Source organism: Vibrio syngnathi, from assembly GCF_002119525.1.
Lineage (GTDB): Bacteria > Pseudomonadota > Gammaproteobacteria > Enterobacterales > Vibrionaceae > Vibrio > Vibrio syngnathi.
In genome coordinates this window covers 2,707,727-2,724,613 of the sequence record NZ_CP017916.1, presented here as the reverse complement: position 1 = coordinate 2,724,613, position 16,887 = coordinate 2,707,727, and the positions used below count along the sequence as shown (strand labels likewise).

Here is a 16,887-nt window from a genome sequence, read left to right as displayed (position 1 = left end):
GTAAAGTTATGTTAGTTGTCGTTTCTCCAGCCAAGACATTAGATTACGAATCACCATTAGCGACTGAGCGCTTCAGCCAGCCAGAGTTTGTTGAGCACTCTGCAGAGCTTATTGAAGTGTGTCGTAAGCTGACACCTGCTGATGTATCAGCACTGATGAAGGTAAGCGATAAGATTGCTGGGTTGAACGTAGCGCGCTTTGAGCAGTGGAGCGAGACCTTTACCCAAGAGAATGCTCGCCAAGCTATTTTGGCGTTTAAAGGCGATGTATACACAGGTCTAGATGCGGAAACACTGTCGGACGATGATTTCGACTACGCACAGAATCACCTGCGTATGCTTTCTGGTCTATATGGGTTATTGAAGCCATTAGATTTGATGCAGCCTTACCGCCTAGAGATGGGCACACGCTTAGCCAATGATCGTGGTACTAACTTGTACCAGTTCTGGGGTAATATCATCACAGATAAGCTGAATGAAGCGTTGAATGCTCAAGGCGATAATGTGTTGATCAACCTAGCATCGAACGAATACTTTAAAGCGGTGAAGCCGAAGAGCCTTGACGGTCAAATCATCACGCCAGTTTTTAAAGACTGCAAGAATGGCCAGTACAAGGTGATCAGCTTTTACGCCAAGAAAGCACGTGGCATGATGGCTCGCTACATCATTGAGAACAAAATCGATTCAGTTGAAGCGCTGACCAAGTTTGATACCGCGGGTTACTACTTCGTTGAAGAAGAGTCGAACGCGAAAGAGTTAGTCTTCAAGCGTGAAGAGCAAAACTAGTAGCTCTTGGTTAATTAGTCACTCTTGGTTAATGAGTTACTCTCGGTTTGAGTTTGAAATTAGAGGCCTAGTTATTTAGCCTGATAACAAGCCAGGCAATAATAAACCAGACAAAGAAAAGCCCCATGCAGATATAACTGTATGGGGCTTTTTGTTGAATCATTGAAAGGCGGTTAGATTACTTGTTCTTAACGGCTTTCTTTTTCTTAGCGATTTTCTTTTTCTTAGCAATTTTTTGCTTCGCGACCGCTTTCTTATCTTCTTTCTTCGGTTTTTTCTTCTTCGTTACCGCGGCTTTCTTATGCGTTGGGCGCATACCTTCGATGAAGCGTTCTTTGATCGCATCTTCAGTGTAACGAGCCACACGTTCAATCATTAGCTGATCGTGTGCTTCAATGATAGAAACCGCGTTACCTTTCTTACCTGCACGAGCCGTACGGCCGATACGGTGTAGGTAGACATCCGCTGTACGTGGCATGTCGTAGTTAATAACGTGGCTTACATCTGGAAGGTCGATACCACGAGCTGCGACGTCAGTTGCCAGCAGTACGTTGATAGAACCATCGCGGAAACGAGAAATTGCGTTGTTACGACGATCTTGAGGCATTTCACCTTGGATCCAAACACACGGAATCTGTGCACTTTCTAGTTGAGCTCGTAGCTCACCTAGGCGGTCACGAGTCTTCAAGAAGATGATGCTGCGTTCTGCTTGCTCTGTGATGATATGTTTTAGGATATCAAGCTTGTGCTTAGCTGAATCGGCGCGGTGATACCATTGAGTGATCTTCTTACGTTCACGCAGTGATGATTTAGCATCGATCTCTGCTGGGTTTTTCAGAAGGTCTTCAGTGAAACCTTCAATACCTTTACCTTCTAGCGTTGCTGAGAAAAGTAAAGTTTGTTTACGCCAGCGACACTCTGCAGACAGACGGTCAACAACAGGACCAAAGCCCATGTCTAGCATGCGGTCTGCTTCATCGAGAACCAACCACTCAATCGCACGACAATCGAAACGCTCGCCTTCAATGTATTCCATCAGACGACCCGGAGTTGCCACCACGATATCTTGGGTTGTACTTAAGATGTCAGCGTGCTCTTGGTACATCACACCGCCCGTGATCGTAAAGATGTTCAGGCTGGTGTATTTAGCAAGCTCACGTGCTTGTTCGGTGATCTGCATTGCTAGTTCACGCGTTGGCGTTAGGATAAGCATACGTGCAGGGCCAGATTTCTTACGTGGGAAATCCAGTAGGTATTGCAGTGCTGGCAATACAAATGATGCTGTTTTACCAGTACCTGTTGGCGCAGAAGCCAAAACGTCTCTTCCATCTAACGCTTGCGGGATTGCTTCAGCTTGTATCTGTGTTGGGCGTTCGTAGCCCATTTCGTCAATTGCTTTAAGCAGCTCTTGGTTTAGATCGAGTTCTGCAAAGGTTCTGATCACTGTTGTTTCTCCACAAGCAATAAATGTTTCTGCCTCAAAAAGCAGACGATAAAAAAGAGTAGTCGGACATTATAGAAGCATTAGTGATTAGGATCACATGGTATTTGCTACATCTTGAGATAAAAATCTTTAGTAAGGGCAATAAATGCCTCGCTATAACCGCCATCACCATGGATTGTAAGCGATTCACACTGAAGATCTCGCTCACAAGCAGGATCTTTAGATAGTTCAAACAAAAGTCGGCTTGTCGGTTTTTTGTCGGTTGTTTTCACATCAAGGCGTTTTGCTAGGTACCAACCACATTGCTCGGCAAGTTTGATGAAGCCCTCTCCCTCGGTTGTCGGCAGGATAAAACTGGCTGTGGCGGCATCAGTCGTTATCTCGAAACAACGCTGAGCAAGCTCAAGGTGATCCAAGCTGTTGGTGTGTCTCGCGGTCGCTCTTTGGCTTTGCTGTGCCTGCTCTCCAGAGTTGAAGTAGGGCGGATTACAAATTATTGCATCAAATCGTTGCGAGAAATCGGTGGTTAACACGCTGCCATGATGAAGAGAGATACGATCTCGCCAAGGCGACTGTTCAATATTGATGGTCGCCGCATGGATCGCGTGCTGATCAATATCGATAGCTGAGATAAAGGTGTCTTCAAAACGTTGTGCAGCCATTAAGGCTATTAGCCCAGTGCCAGTGCCAATATCGAGTATGGCTTCTTTATGAGTAAGGTTCGCCCAAGCGCCAAGTAACACGCCATCGGTGCTAACCGGCATGCCGCTCTGTCCTCCGTAAATAGAGAACTTCTTAAAATTGAAGCTTTTAGTCTTTATTGTTTTGTCTTTCATGAATGTTCTGATTATCAAGATTTTTAAGTGATTAGCTCTAATGTTAACTGTTTGTGTAAATTAATATGCTAATTGTTCATCTATTGTTGTTAATAATTGTTAGTTGATAATTATGCTCATCTGCTTATATCTAGTTTAATTCACTGCTTTTTGTTTATATATGCAAATTTATATGGTGTTTTTTTATGGTGACTTGCAGCTAGCCGAGTGTTTCGTCATTATGCGCGACTATTTTAAAGATTGATTGGCAGCCTTGAGCTGTAACATTCATGTAAACACAACATAAATTCATAAATATAATTAAGGATTATCTGTGAAACAGAGTCTAAAACTAACAGATATAATGGCATTGGGCTTTATGCTTTTTGCGTTTTTCTTAGGTGCGGGTAACATCATCTTCCCACCTCTTGCTGGCCAATTGGCTGGTGATCACTTTCTTCCAGCGATGTCTGGTTTCCTGCTGACCGCCGTTGGTCTGCCGTTAATCACTATCGTAGCGGTTGCAGTGGCTGGTGGCTCTTGGGGTCACCTAACGAAAGATCTTCCAAAGCAAGCTGCTACCATCATGGCTGTGTTGATCTTCATCATCATTGGTCCTGCATTTGCTGCACCGCGTACCGGTCTTGTTGCTTATGAGATGGCGGTGAAGCCGTTCTTCATTGATGCGACTCAAGTTCATCTAACTCTCTTTTCGATTGCATTTTTTGTTGTAGCGATGTTCTTCTCATGGTCGCAAGGTAAGCTTATTGACGTGATTGGTAAGGTACTTACGCCTGCACTATTCGTTGGTTTGGTTGTACTGGCAGTTGCTGTGTTCATTAACCCACAAGGTGATGTCCTTGCGGCTCACGGTGAGTACATCACTCAGCCATTGACTAAAGGTTTCCTTGAAGGCTACAACACCATGGATACTTTTGCTGCTTTGATGTTTGGCATGCTGATTGTTGACGCGATTCGCAGTAAAGGCGTGACTGACCGCGCAGCAACAACTAAGTACCTAATCAGTGCGGGTTGTATTGCCGCAGCGGGTCTAGCGTTTGTTTATATCTCTCTGTTCTTCCTGGGCGCAACAAGCGCGACAGTTGCAGCGGGTGCAGATAATGGCGGTGCTATCTTAAGCCTATACGTTCAATCACTATTTGGCCCATCAGGTCAGCTAGTACTTTCAGTTATCGTATTGCTAGCATGTCTAACGACGGCGATTGGCCTTGTATCAGCATGTTCTGATTACTTCAGTTCGTTAACTCCTCTGTCTTACAAGACCTGGGTAATCATCAACGGTGTAGCTTGTGCAACCGTAGCGAACGTAGGCCTTTCTCAGCTGATTTCTCTGTCTGTTCCAGTACTGTTTGCACTTTACCCAGTAGCAATCGCGTTGGTAGCACTAACATTCTTGCGTAGCCGTTTCCCTAATCCAAAAGCGGCTTACCGCGTAGTGGTATTAGTGTCACTGCTGTTTGCTCTTATTGATGGTGCTAAAGTTGCAGGTATGGATGTATCTGCAATGAACATGCTGCCATTGTTCGAAATCGGTATGGGTTGGTTACTTCCAACGACTGCCGCAATCATCTGTATGTTCTTCGTTGGTAAAGCAACAGAACAAGAGATGGCTGAAGAGACCGTTTAATCTTCTGTTGAGATTAAATCGTTAGTCCGTATTCAATATAAAGTTGAATAGAAAAGGCCTCATTACTTCGCAGTAATGAGGCCTTTTTGTATCTAATCGATGATGTTCTTTCTGCCTGAAGCTCTTAGCTCTTAATTCTGAACTCTAAGGAAGCAGAACTTATAGCTTTTCGCTGTACTCGACGAGTACTTGTTCAACCCAAGTTGCGATACGTTCGTCGCTGAGTTCGTATTGTGAGTCTTCATCCAGAGCCAAACCAACAAACTGAGACTTGTCTTCTGTTAGTGCTTTAGATGCTTCGAATTCGTAGCTGTCATCGTTTGGCCAGAAGCCGACAAACTCAGCGCCTGCGGTTTTCAGTTCATCATGCAATAGACCCATCGCATCTAAGAACCACTCACCGTAACCTTCTTGATCGCCTAGACCAAACAGTGCCACAACCTTGCCTTTCATTGGTGTGGTTGCAATGTCTTCCCACAGTTCATTCCAGTCTTCTTGAATCTCACCGAAATCCCACGTAGAGATGCCAAGTAGTAAAAGGTCGTAGTCCGCCATAAAAGAAAGAGGGGTTTCTTTCACGTTATGGATATCAACTAAGTCTTCACCAATAATGCCGCGAATTTTTTCTGCTGCCATTTCTGTGTAGCAGGTGGTTGAGCCGTAAAATAATCCAATTTTCATAGCAAACGTTCGATTTTAATTTCAGATGGCGAATTCTAACCATAAATCGCCTTCGATTGCAGCGATTATCCGCTCAAGTCGTAATTTTTATGGCATTCATATTTGCTCTGACATACTCTCAAAACAGTTTCCAATATTGTGAGTAACACTATGCAGTCGCCTCAAGGGCAGAGCGCAGACCACGGTCTAGTAGAACAGTTTTTAGATGCTATGTGGATGGAGCGAGGGTTATCAGAGAATACACTCGTCTCTTATCGTACGGATTTATCCAAACTACTGACGTGGATGGAAAAGCACAATTATCGCCTCGATTTTATTAGCCTGTCAGGGTTGCAAGACTATCAAGGTTGGTTAGCTGACGCCGATTTCAAACAGACTTCTCGTGCTCGTATGTTGTCTGCCATTCGTCGTTTGTTCCAATATTTACATCGCGAGAAAGTAAGAGCCGACGATCCTAGTGCGCTATTGATTAGCCCGAAACTACCGAAGCGCTTACCGAAAGATTTAAGTGAAGAACAAGTGGATTCGTTGCTTGAAGCGCCAGATCCAAACGACCCCATTGAGCTTCGCGATAAAGCGATGCTTGAGTTACTCTATGCAACCGGTTTGCGTGTTACGGAACTCGTTAGCTTGACCATGGAAAACATCAGCCTAAGACAAGGTGTGGTGCGTGTGATCGGTAAGGGTGGCAAAGAACGCTTGGTGCCAATGGGCGAAAATGCGGTGGATTGGATAGAGACATTTATCGAGCAAGGACGTCCACAATTGTTGGGTGATAATAGTTCGGATGTGGTTTTTCCGAGTAAACGAGCTAAGCAAATGACCCGTCAGACGTTCTGGTATCGTATTAAGCATTATTCGGTGATAGCGGGTATCGACACGGAATTATTGTCGCCACACGTATTAAGGCATGCTTTTGCAACGCATTTACTGAACTATGGCGCAGATCTCAGGGTCGTACAGATGTTGCTTGGGCATAGTGACTTATCGACAACCCAAATTTATACTCACGTGGCGACTGAAAGGCTGAAGCAAATTCACGCTCAGCATCACCCACGTGCTTAAATCCATTTATTTTTAAGGTGAACTTAATGAGCGTATTACGCCGTCTTCCTCTATTAGCGCTTCCTCTCATGATTACTGCATGTAATGCATCAGAAGCGAAAGTAGAACAAACATCAACAGCCGTAGAAGCTGCTTCAGCGCAAGCTGTTGATAAAGCCGCGTTAACGAAGCGCTTTGAAAAAATCGGTATTAAGGTAGAGAAGATTGTTCCTTCAGATATCGATGGTCTTTTAGAAGTTCAAACCAACAGCGGCATTATCTTCTCTTCTCCAGAGGGCGATCACTTTCTAGCGGGCACTCTTTACTCGTTGGATGACAATGGTAAGTTCAGCGATGTGTTGGCCGAGCGTCAAGCTCCGCTGAATGCCGAAAAGGTCGCGGCATTGTCGGATACGGTTATCGAATATAAAGCCGAGAACGAAAAGTACGTTGTGACGGTATTTACTGACATTACGTGTGGTTACTGTGTTCGTTTACACAGTCAAATGCAGGGCTATAACGACTTGGGTATTACTGTTCGTTACATGGCTTACCCACGCCAAGGCGCAACTGGACAAGTTGCCGATCAAATGGCAGCAATCTGGGCGTCTGATGATCCAAAAACAGCCATGCATGATGCTAAAGTCAATCGTCAAATGCCAGCGTCTGGTAAAGACCTAGCAGAGCAGAAGCAGATCATCGCTAAACAATACCAACTCGGTCGTGAGCTTGGCATCAATGGTACACCTGCTATCGTACTAGCAAGTGGTGAGTTGGTAAGTGGTTACTTACCTCCAGCGCAACTTATTCAGCGTTTAGAGCAGTAATTTGCATTTTTTATTACCCATTCATCCCCCTGTTTTTGATTTAAGGAGTGGCCTGATTGATATCAGGCCCATTTTTATATGATAGAGATCCAACGCCGTCTTGAGGTCGACACTTCAGTCTTACCTGCTCACTTACCTGACTTGTTAAAGCGCATTTATGTGAGTCGCGGAATCGACAGTGCTGACCAGCTAGAGACAGCTGCGAAAGGTTTGCACTCTTATCAAAAACTGGGCGGCATTGATGCTGCGGTTGAACTGTTGTTCAAAGCCATTCAGCAGCAAAAACGCATCATCATTGTTGGTGACTTTGATGCCGATGGCGCGACAAGCTCCGCGTTGTCTGTGCTTGCTCTGCGAATGTTGGGCAGCTCTAATGTTGATTATCTGGTACCCAACCGTTTTGAAGATGGTTATGGCTTGAGCCCTGAGGTTGTCGAGCAGGCGATCGAACTTGGTGCTGAAGTGATCATGACAGTCGACAACGGTGTATCTTCAATTGACGGTGTTCGCTTTGCTAAAGAGAAAGGCCTTGATGTACTGGTTACTGATCATCACTTGCCTGGTTCTGAATTACCGATTGCAGATGCAATGGTCAATCCCAACCTAGAAAGCTGCGCATTTCCTTCAAAAGCGCTAGCCGGTGTGGGTGTCGCCTTTTACCTGATGATGGCGTTGTGTGTTCATATGCGCAAGTTGGGCTGGTTTGCTCAACACGGCATGACAGAACCCAAGTTGATGGAACTGATTGATCTAGTGGCACTGGGTACTGTTGCCGATGTGGTACCACTCGATGAAAATAACCGAATCTTGGTCCACCAAGGGCTACAACGCATTCGTGCGGGTAAAGCTCGCCCGGGTATTCAGGCCTTGATTGAAATTGCTAAGCGAGACGCTAAGCGTTTGGTCGCTTCTGATTTTGGTTTTGCTCTTGGCCCACGTATCAATGCGGCAGGCCGATTGGATGATATGTCGTTTGGTGTTGAGTTGTTGATGAGCAATAACATTCACGCCGCGCGTCGAATGGCCAGCGAGTTAGATGGCTTGAACCAGACACGTAAAGAGATTGAAGAGGGCATGAAACAAGAGGCGATGGCTTTTTGTGAGCGCCTTGAGTTTGGTAAAGACGATCTGCCTTCCGGTTTAGCACTGTTCCAACGTGATTGGCACCAAGGTGTGATTGGCATTTTGGCTTCGCGTATCAAAGACAAATACCACCGCCCAGTGATCGCGTTTGCTGATGGTGGTGAAGGCAGTATCAAAGGTTCATGCCGCTCGATTCCGGGTTTGCATATGCGCGATGCGCTTGACCGAATCGACACTCAAAACCCTGGTTTGATCTTGAAGTTTGGTGGCCATGCGATGGCGGCCGGTTTGACCATTATGGAAAAAGATTTCGAGCGATTCAGCAAGATGTTTGATGACGTTGTGCGTAAAGAACTCGGTGAGACGGCACTTAAGGGCATTATCTTGTCTGATGGTGAGCTGTTACCTGAAGAGTTCTCAATGCATACCGCTGAGACGTTGCGTTCAGGTGGTCCGTGGGGCCAAGCTTTCCCAGAACCCATCTTTGATGGTGAATTTAAAGTGCTGCATCAAAAACTGGTAGGTGAAAAACACCTTAAATTGATGCTAGAACCTCTATACAAAGGCCACCCAACCAACGTGATGATTGATGGTATTGCTTTCAATGTTGATTTACGTCGCTGGCCAGATGCGTCCGTGAAAACGGTTCATCTTGCATTTAAGCTGGATATCAACGAGTTTCGTGGCAACCAATCGTTGCAGTTGATGGTTGACCATATTGAAGCCAAATAGCGTTATCGTTCACTGAATGATGTTCATCATTTAGCCCCAAATTCAACAAGCTCTGTTCAAAAACAGGGCTTGTTTTCTTTCTTTCCCTTACAAATTTCACGTGTTTTTTCTGTCTGTCAATTTTATATTCCATTAAGTTGTTGAATCTTGGCTTTCCGCTCTAAAAAATTCTGTATCTCCGTCACACTTTTGAGTACAATTCTTCGGTTAAATTCTACTCATAAATGATGAGCTAAAATGTTTGAAATCAATCCTATTAAAAACCGTCTGCAGGATGTGTCTGAACGCACAAATATCCTGAGGGGGTATCTTTGACTATGACGCTAGAAAAGAGCGTCTAGAAGAAGTAAACGCAGAATTAGAACAACCGGATGTATGGAACGAACCTGAGCGTGCTCAAGCGCTAGGTAAAGAACGTTCTGCATTGGAAGCAGTAGTAGAAACGATCGACCAACTTGACCAAGGTGTTGAGGATGTTGAGGGTCTATTAGAGCTTGCGGTTGAGGAAGAAGACCAAGAAACGTTTGACGAAATCGAACCAGAACTTGCAGAGCTAGAAGCTAAGCTAGAAAAACTGGAATTCCGTCGTATGTTTGCTGGCGATCACGACGCATCAGATTGCTACATCGATTTACAGTCAGGCTCGGGCGGTACAGAAGCTCAAGACTGGACTTCAATGATGTTGCGCATGTACTTACGTTGGGCAGATTCGAAAGGCTTCAAGACTGAAGTTATCGAAGTGTCTGATGGCGATGTTGCTGGCCTTAAAGGCGCAACGGTACGTATCTCTGGTGAGTACGCTTACGGTTGGTTACGCACAGAGACTGGTGTTCACCGTCTAGTTCGTAAGTCACCATTTGATTCAAGTGGTCGTCGTCATACTTCATTTGCTTCTGCGTTTATCTATCCTGAGATTGATGACAACATTACGATCGACATTAATCCTTCTGACCTACGTATTGACGTATACCGTGCCTCTGGCGCTGGTGGTCAGCACGTAAACACCACGGAGTCGGCGGTACGTATTACTCACGTTCCGACTAACACCGTGGTTCAATGTCAGAATGACCGTTCGCAGCATAAGAACAAAGATCAAGCGATGAAGCAGCTACGTGCTAAGCTTTTTGAACTTGAGATTCAAAAGCAAAATGCTGAAAAACAAGCGAGCGAAGAAACGAAATCAGACATAGGTTGGGGCAGTCAAATCCGCTCTTACGTGCTGGATGATTCACGTATCAAAGATTTACGCACCGGCATCGAAAACCGTAATACTCAAGCGGTTCTTGACGGTGACTTAGACAAGTTTATTGAAGCTAGCCTGAAATCAGGTCTGTAAGCTTTATCTACTATTAAACTTTACCAATAATATTGGTAAAAATGCCTATATTTTCAAAAATATAGCTGTCAAAATTATAAAAGCAGGGTACATCTCAAATGACTGATGCTGTTCAAAACGAAAATGCACAAAAAGCTTCTTCACCTGAAGAGAACAAACTAATCGCTGAGCGCCGTAGCAAGCTGGATCATATCCGCCAAAACTGCAAAGCTAACGGTCACCCAAATGATTTCCGTCGTGAGCACCTGGCTGGCGACCTTCAAGCGGAATTCGGTGAGAAGACTAAGGAAGAGCTAGAAGAGCTTAACCACATCGTTGCGATCGCTGGTCGTATTATGGCGAAGCGTGGTCCATTCCTTGCGATTCAAGAAACTTCTGGTCGTATCCAAGCGTACGCAGCGAAAGACGTTCAAAAAGTACTAAAAGAGAAGTACCAAGGCCTAGATATCGGTGACATTATCGGTGTTAAAGGTGCGCTTCATAAATCAGGTAAAGGTGACCTTTACGTGAACATGGAAGAGTTTGAATTGCTAACCAAAGCACTTCGTCCTCTGCCAGAGAAGTTCCACGGTCTAACTGACCAAGAGATGCGTTACCGTCAGCGTTACGTTGACCTAATCGTGAACGAAGACTCTCGTAACACATTCATCGTGCGTTCTAAGCTTGTGTCTTCAATCCGTAACTTCATGAGCTCAAAAGGCTACCTAGAAGTTGAAACGCCGATGATGCACGTGATCCCAGGCGGTGCAACAGCACGTCCATTCATCACTCATCACAATGCACTAGACATCGACATGTACCTACGTGTTGCACCTGAGCTTTACCTTAAGCGTCTAGTCGTTGGTGGTTTTGACCGTGTATTCGAGATCAACCGTAACTTCCGTAACGAAGGTCTTTCTCCACGTCACAACCCAGAATTCACAATGATGGAATTCTACCAAGCGTACTCTGACTACAAAGATCTAATGGATCTAACGGAAGAGATGCTTAGCACAGCGGCGATGGACGTTCTTGGTTCGACTTCTATGCCTTACGGTGACGAAACCGTTGAGTTCGGTGGCACTTACGCTCGCATGAGCATGTTCGATGCAATCAAACACTACACGCCTGAAAATGCAAACATTCAAGCTCTGAGTGAAGATGATCTTCAAAACAGAGAATTGATGGTTAAAATTGCAGAAGAAGTGGGTCTGTACGTTGAGACATTCTGGACTTGTGGTCAGCTTCTTGAAGAGATCTTTGGTGAAACGGCTGAACCTCAGCTAATTCAACCAACGTTCATCACGGGTTACCCAGCGGATATTTCTCCACTGGCTCGTCGTAGCGACAGCAACCCATTCTTCACAGACCGCTTTGAGTTCTTCATCGGTGGCCGTGAGGTAGCGAACGGTTTCTCTGAGCTTAACGATGCACAAGATCAAGATGAGCGTTTCAAAGCACAAGTTAACGCAAAAGACGCGGGTGATGACGAAGCGATGTACTACGATGCAGACTACATTACTGCACTAGAGCACGGCTTACCGCCAACTGCGGGTCAAGGTATCGGTATCGACCGTCTAGCTATGCTATTTACAAACACGCACACAATCCGTGACGTGATCTTGTTCCCGGCAATGCGCCCGCAAGCGTAATTTTCGCTTATGGGGTGTTACTGCCCGTGTAATTTAAAAGCCACCTTCGGGTGGCTTTTTCGGTTTTTAGCGTCAAAACCTAGCTCGTACCGCACTCTTGATTCGAAAAATGATTATTTATGACATAGTCTTACCATTGAGACAAAAAATCTAAGATAGTCTCATTACTATACGTATCGGATCTGAATACGATCTTGCGGCAACTTTGTTCCCGTATGATTCGTTTAACTCGTGTTAGCCTGATTGAAAAAAATAAAAAAAGAATAAGGAAGAAGGATGGGAACTCAATTTAAGATGGATTCCTTACCAGGTTCTCTTATCGTCGTTGGTGGTGCGTACGAACCCTGGTTATCAGTGTTAGAGCAAGTTGGGTGGCAATGTACCCAGTGTGCAGATTTACGAAAAGCCGATGTCTTAATTACTGATATTGGCCCCTGCATTGGCATTGTGGATCTTAGTCATGATGAGTTTAGCCTTAATGGTATCGCTAACCTCGTGAGCAACAACAAGCAAGTTCGATGGCTTGCTTTTATCCGTGAATCGCAATTGAGCTCAGATACAATCTGCCAATTTATCGTTAACTTCTGTATCGACTTTTTCACGGCACCAATCCCTGATGCTCAGCTATTGAGTACCATTGGTCATCAACTGGGTATGCTCAAACTTGAGCAGAAAGTATGGCCAAACTACGGTATTAACAACAATATGGGCCTACTCGGTGATTCTGTGGCGGTGAAACGCTTGAGAGACCAAGTAAAGCGAATTGGCCCCACAGATGTCAGTATTTTGATTTACGGTGAGAGTGGGACAGGAAAAGAGACAATTGCACGTTCCATTCATCAAAATTCATCGCGAGCTCAGAAACCATTTTTAACTGTGAATTGCCGTGCTCTATCTGAAATGAGGATAGAGACTGAGATGTTTGGTATCTCAGCCCCACCAACGGCAGCGCCTTGTATGTTGGAAGAAGCCGATGGTGGAACCCTCTTGCTCAACGATGTCCTAGCGATGCCTCGTAATCAACAATTGAACCTTTTACGCTTTTTACAAGAAGGGAAAATTGAAACCACGAAGGGAGCTAAGTCGGTTGATGTTCGCATTTTGGCTGCTAACTCTTCTGATATTGAAAAGGCATTGATCGAGGGCGACTTCAATGAAGAGCTTTATCATTACATCAATGTTCTGCGTATTCATGTTCCTAGCTTAAAAGAACGTGTGAGTGATATTTCAGTGCTAGCGAATCATTTTCTGCGTGAGTACTCAAAAGAGTTTAATGCGCAAGCGAAGAGCTTTTCAGACGATGCTATCCGCTCGATGAGTCGCTACCATTGGCCTGGCAACGTTCGTGAATTGATGAATCAGATTAAGCGTGTTGTGTTGATGTCTGATGCTGTGATCATTGAGGATCATCAACTGGATTTACCAAAACAGAATGATGAACGCCGAAGCTTGAAGAGTATTCGAGAGCGTTCAGAGCGAGATGCTTTACTTATAGTGTTGGAATCTTATGGTGGTCAAGTGTCTTTGGCCGCTAAGGAGCTTGGAGTTTCACGCGCAACTATGTACCGCTTACTCAATAAACATGGTCTTATATCTGAGGGCGTTGTTTAGAACGTTCTATTCATTGATTCTATCCGGTGAGTGAAAATTTAAGGGCCACGTATCATACGTGGCTTTTTTGTTTCTGAAGGATAGTCCGCTGTTCTATAGAGAGAGCCCTAAGATAGATGTTCTGTGATTTTATATAATCATAGTGAATATGTTATATATAAAGTAATATGCAACTAATATTTTGGGTGAATCATTTGTTTTGAAATTGTTAATCAATTATCGGTTGAATAATATACTCACTTGGTTAGACTTTAACCGTGAAAGCAATGGTTTAACAAAGACTTATTTGCTTTTATTATCTCATTTCTTTTTGGATTTTTTAGTTAGTTTGGAGGCGCAAATGAAACATTTCGATTTTATACAGCATATTTGCGCGTCGTTTGATCCGTGTACTGACATGGTGACTGTTATGTCACAAACATCAGCCATGGCCGATCGAAACGCCCAAGATAAACCTAACTAATAGATCCGTACCCTTATTTGGCTGCGGAAAAATAGCAGCTAAGTGAGAAGCCCTCATACTATTTAACACGCTATTTTTCCTCAGTTTATTTTACAACTGGAGAGTTATTATGCGTCACTCAGTATACTTAAAACTAGCAACAGTCCTTATCCGTGCAGACCTTCGTCGTGAAGAACGTGAATGGCAACGAAAAGTTCGTCGTAGTTCATACGATCTACCATGGAACAATACTCATTTATTGAGAGATATTGGCCTTGAACCCGATGGTCGACCAATTGGTTTTTCTGAACCTGAAGTCGTTACGATTGAACGTCGAGTCCGTCACCTTCGTCGAGTCTTAAGCGCGCGAATACCGACGTAATCTTGTGGGGTGATAGCGCCTTTCACCCCTTAAGATAAATATCAGCGATAGTTGTGGCGTCGGAAGTGCAAGCTTTTGAACTAGAACTGGCCAAAAAAGAGAAGCACTTGCTTCTCTTTTTTGCTTTTTTAAGCCGTTATGTGTGCTTTTTTAAGTCGTTATCTAGTAAAGAAAAAGAGTTCTACTACGCTTTATAGAGCAAGGGAGGCTGGCTATGCAAAAGCATCAATTAGACATGTGGTTACATGGAGAGCACAAAGACTCTTATCAAACACCAAAGGTATACGTTATTGGCTGCTCCGATATCTCGGAATATCTATTAGCAGTGGAATATAAACACAAGCTAGAACCGGTAAAGCAAGACGGTGAGCCGCTTCACTTTGGATCCTTGGATCAAGTGAAAGAAGAGTTGCTCCGGCTCGGTTTTGAAAAGGCGTATCTTCGCTTACACAACGCCTATGATGAGTTTGGTAATGAGCCAAGCCAAAGCTACTGTGATATTGAACTGGCGCTCAAACCTCATTAGAGAGTATTTTTAACGAGCGTTGTAGTGAGAAATTACTTCTAAATTGAGACGGTTTATAACGTACTGATCTTTTAGCCTATCTACGCTAGATATAAACCTCTATGCGTAATGGGTCGTCAGCAATCTGTGGGTGAATTGAGTTCGTAGATAAAAACCACGAGGTTTGGTCTTTATTGGTTTTCCACTTGCACCGTAAGCTTCTGTTAACACACGACTGTTGGCCGCTTTTGGTCGCAAATGCAGTGCTTCGCCGTGCCTTGCTGTTATCTGCTCAACGTTACCCAACACGATCAATTCCATCAACTCTTCCCAATCTCTTTTCAATAGTTCGTCTTCAGCCTGGCTTGGTGTCCACAATAAAGGGGATCCTACATGCCTTTCTGTCAGCGGGATCTCTCTTTCTCCCTCTACCGGGATCCACAACACTTTAGACAGCTTGTTTCGAACGTGACTGGTTTCCCACGTTATGCCTTGCACGCCCATCAATGGCGCGACACAAACAAAGGTGGTTTCGAGTGGCTTCCCTGAATAACCAATCGGGATACTTTTTAGCTCGATCCCGAGCTTGGCAAAATCTTGTTCTGGTTTACTGCCAGCTGGCGCACCCAAGTGCCATTCCAATAGTTGTCCAACCCAGCCTTTATCTCGCTTTAGGTCGTTTGGTACAACCATATCGGCTTCATCGGCGAGCTCTTTGAAGGTCATTCCTGCAATAGCATATGCTCTGTCTAACAGCTCTTGTTGTGTTTGTGGTTCTGGTTTCATAATAAAAGGCATGATCAAAAAAATGATTTTACCAGAAGTTATCACCATATGACGACTGGTTAAGAAATGATCGCCTTGCTAGAAAAGGGATCAAACTCATGGTTATCCACAGGACATGAAGCTAATTAATTGAAATATTAATTTAGTGTATAAATAAACAGGGGTTTAAGGTCGATAAAATGCTTGCTAAATGGGGGTCAAAATGAATCTTTCACTTACCTGTGTGGATAAACATCGGAGTGGTTGATCTTTGACCATGTTGAGTTTCTAAAGGATCCTTTACATTTCTATTGTTTTTTAAAATTAAGTTTCAAATTTAATTTGTTGATTTTTAATGAAATAAAATAGGGTTGGCTGGTTGGTTGTTTTTAGTGTTGATGAATCTATGGATTAAAAAAAACGATTGAAGGTAATTCTTCACATAGTTATTCACAGAAAAGGTGAATAAATGTGGTCTATGTCTCACTCTTGTGTGGGTAACTAAGATTTGAGCAAAACTTATCCATATTCGTAGTTATTATTCATAAATATAGCGCTTGTCACGTCACTAAGTTTGCTCCGATTGGGGATATGTGGAAAAATCAGTGTAATTAAAAATTTAGATAGAGGTTGGCCAGTGATAGATGGCGATGGTTACCGATTAAATGTTGGTATTGTAATCTGTAACAACCATGGTCAGGTCTTCTGGGCTAAACGATACGGGCAACATTCATGGCAATTCCCTCAAGGGGGGATCGATGAAGGTGAGACTCCGGAACAGGCAATGTACCGCGAGTTGTATGAAGAGGTTGGCCTTACTAAAAAGGATGTAAAGATCGTCGCGACAAGTCGTCATTGGTTACGCTATAAGCTGCCCAAACGACTGGTTCGGTGGGATTCTAAACCTGTCTGTATTGGACAAAAACAGAAGTGGTTTCTTTTACGCTTAGATTGCGATGAATCGCATATCAATATGCAGCGTGGAAGCACACCTGAGTTTGATGGTTGGCGTTGGGTGAGTTACTGGTACCCAGTTCGACAAGTTGTATCTTTCAAGCGAGATGTTTACCGTCGAGCGATGAAAGAATTCGCATCTTTAGCAATGCCGTTTAAAGAGCGAAAAACAAAAGGAAAACGCAAATTGCGTAGAGGTTAA

At 44.1% G+C, this 16,887-nt stretch carries 15 protein-coding genes; 11 read left to right on the top strand and 4 right to left on the bottom strand.

Annotation, left to right across the window (positions count from 1 at the left end; genetic code table 11):
- Positions 1–8 precede the first annotated feature (8 nt).
- On the top strand, positions 9–785 hold the full coding sequence (gene yaaA, locus K08M4_RS12370) for a peroxide stress protein YaaA (RefSeq protein WP_086050052.1): 777 nt from the start codon (positions 9–11) through the stop codon (positions 783–785).
- Positions 786–963: 178 nt separating this feature from the next.
- Here yaaA and srmB read toward each other — a convergent pair whose 3' ends face one another.
- Positions 964–2,229, bottom strand: coding sequence for an ATP-dependent RNA helicase SrmB (gene srmB, locus K08M4_RS12365; RefSeq protein ID WP_054542689.1), 1,266 nt, complete (start codon positions 2,227–2,229; stop codon positions 964–966).
- Between the two features lie 107 nt (positions 2,230–2,336).
- Positions 2,337–3,065, bottom strand: coding sequence for a tRNA1(Val) (adenine(37)-N6)-methyltransferase (locus K08M4_RS12360; protein ID WP_086050051.1), 729 nt, complete (start codon positions 3,063–3,065; stop codon positions 2,337–2,339).
- Between the two features lie 313 nt (positions 3,066–3,378).
- On the opposite strand from K08M4_RS12360, the gene brnQ reads away from it, so the two are divergent.
- Positions 3,379–4,692, top strand: coding sequence for a branched-chain amino acid transport system II carrier protein (gene brnQ / locus K08M4_RS12355; RefSeq protein WP_086050050.1), 1,314 nt, complete (start codon positions 3,379–3,381; stop codon positions 4,690–4,692).
- Between the two features lie 159 nt (positions 4,693–4,851).
- On the opposite strand, the gene fldB is transcribed toward brnQ, so the two are convergent.
- Positions 4,852–5,373 carry a flavodoxin FldB gene (fldB, locus tag K08M4_RS12350; RefSeq protein ID WP_004735008.1) on the bottom strand — a complete coding sequence of 174 codons (522 nt, stop codon included), beginning with the start codon at positions 5,371–5,373 and terminating at the stop codon, positions 4,852–4,854.
- Positions 5,374–5,523: 150 nt separating this feature from the next.
- Here fldB and xerD point away from each other — a divergent pair, with 150 nt between their 5' ends.
- The 8 genes from xerD (at position 5,524) to K08M4_RS12305 (ending at position 14,987) form a co-directional block, all read left to right on the top strand.
- Positions 5,524–6,438 (top strand): site-specific tyrosine recombinase XerD, encoded by a 915-nt coding sequence (gene xerD / locus K08M4_RS12345; RefSeq protein ID WP_065105633.1) that lies wholly within the window; start codon positions 5,524–5,526, stop codon positions 6,436–6,438.
- Positions 6,439–6,464: 26 nt separating this feature from the next.
- On the top strand, positions 6,465–7,244 hold the full coding sequence (locus K08M4_RS12340; RefSeq protein WP_086050049.1) for a thioredoxin fold domain-containing protein: 780 nt from the start codon (positions 6,465–6,467) through the stop codon (positions 7,242–7,244).
- Between the two features lie 78 nt (positions 7,245–7,322).
- Complete coding sequence (recJ, locus tag K08M4_RS12335) at positions 7,323–9,059, top strand: single-stranded-DNA-specific exonuclease RecJ (protein WP_086050048.1); 1,737 nt, start codon at positions 7,323–7,325, stop codon at positions 9,057–9,059.
- Between the two features lie 237 nt (positions 9,060–9,296).
- Positions 9,297–10,395 (top strand): peptide chain release factor 2 gene (gene prfB, locus K08M4_RS12330; RefSeq protein ID WP_099426155.1). Its coding sequence is split into 2 segments (ribosomal slippage): positions 9,297–9,371 and positions 9,373–10,395, totalling 1,098 coding nucleotides; the frame shifts between segments, so codons are not numbered across the junction.
- Positions 10,396–10,493: 98 nt separating this feature from the next.
- Complete coding sequence (gene lysS / locus K08M4_RS12325) at positions 10,494–12,026, top strand: lysine--tRNA ligase (RefSeq protein WP_086050047.1); 1,533 nt, start codon at positions 10,494–10,496, stop codon at positions 12,024–12,026.
- A 276-nt stretch (positions 12,027–12,302) separates the two neighbouring features.
- Positions 12,303–13,637, top strand: coding sequence for a cyclic-di-GMP-binding transcriptional regulator VpsR (gene vpsR / locus K08M4_RS12320; RefSeq protein WP_086050046.1), 1,335 nt, complete (start codon positions 12,303–12,305; stop codon positions 13,635–13,637).
- Positions 13,638–14,209: 572 nt separating this feature from the next.
- The gene (locus tag K08M4_RS12310) at positions 14,210–14,461 is read left to right on the top strand and encodes a DUF1127 domain-containing protein (RefSeq protein ID WP_086050045.1); all 252 of its coding nucleotides are present in this window, start codon (positions 14,210–14,212) and stop codon (positions 14,459–14,461) included.
- 214 nt (positions 14,462–14,675) lie between these two features.
- Positions 14,676–14,987 (top strand): DUF6482 family protein, encoded by a 312-nt coding sequence (locus K08M4_RS12305; protein ID WP_004735016.1) that lies wholly within the window; start codon positions 14,676–14,678, stop codon positions 14,985–14,987.
- 99 nt (positions 14,988–15,086) lie between these two features.
- On the opposite strand, the gene mutH is transcribed toward K08M4_RS12305, so the two are convergent.
- Positions 15,087–15,752 carry a DNA mismatch repair endonuclease MutH gene (mutH, locus tag K08M4_RS12300; protein WP_086050434.1) on the bottom strand — a complete coding sequence of 222 codons (666 nt, stop codon included), beginning with the start codon at positions 15,750–15,752 and terminating at the stop codon, positions 15,087–15,089.
- Positions 15,753–16,368: 616 nt separating this feature from the next.
- Here mutH and rppH point away from each other — a divergent pair.
- Positions 16,369–16,887 (top strand): RNA pyrophosphohydrolase, encoded by a 519-nt coding sequence (gene rppH, locus K08M4_RS12295; RefSeq protein WP_009848435.1) that lies wholly within the window; start codon positions 16,369–16,371, stop codon positions 16,885–16,887.

Excerpts from the sequence above, each read along its gene's own strand:
- K08M4_RS12305 (WP_004735016.1), top strand. The coding sequence starts at position 14,676 with ATGCAAAAGCATCAATTAGACATGTGGTTACATGGAGAGCACAAAGAC.
- vpsR (WP_086050046.1), top strand. The coding sequence starts at position 12,303 with ATGGGAACTCAATTTAAGATGGATTCCTTACCAGGTTCTCTTATCGTC.
- K08M4_RS12340 (WP_086050049.1), top strand. The coding sequence starts at position 6,465 with ATGAGCGTATTACGCCGTCTTCCTCTATTAGCGCTTCCTCTCATGATT.
- yaaA (WP_086050052.1), top strand. The coding sequence starts at position 9 with ATGTTAGTTGTCGTTTCTCCAGCCAAGACATTAGATTACGAATCACCA.
- mutH (WP_086050434.1), bottom strand. The coding sequence starts at position 15,752 with ATGAAACCAGAACCACAAACACAACAAGAGCTGTTAGACAGAGCATAT.
- recJ (WP_086050048.1), top strand. The coding sequence starts at position 7,323 with ATGATAGAGATCCAACGCCGTCTTGAGGTCGACACTTCAGTCTTACCT.
- K08M4_RS12360 (WP_086050051.1), bottom strand. The coding sequence starts at position 3,065 with ATGAAAGACAAAACAATAAAGACTAAAAGCTTCAATTTTAAGAAGTTC.
- lysS (WP_086050047.1), top strand. The coding sequence starts at position 10,494 with ATGACTGATGCTGTTCAAAACGAAAATGCACAAAAAGCTTCTTCACCT.
- fldB (WP_004735008.1), bottom strand. The coding sequence starts at position 5,373 with ATGAAAATTGGATTATTTTACGGCTCAACCACCTGCTACACAGAAATG.
- xerD (WP_065105633.1), top strand. The coding sequence starts at position 5,524 with ATGCAGTCGCCTCAAGGGCAGAGCGCAGACCACGGTCTAGTAGAACAG.
- K08M4_RS12310 (WP_086050045.1), top strand. The coding sequence starts at position 14,210 with ATGCGTCACTCAGTATACTTAAAACTAGCAACAGTCCTTATCCGTGCA.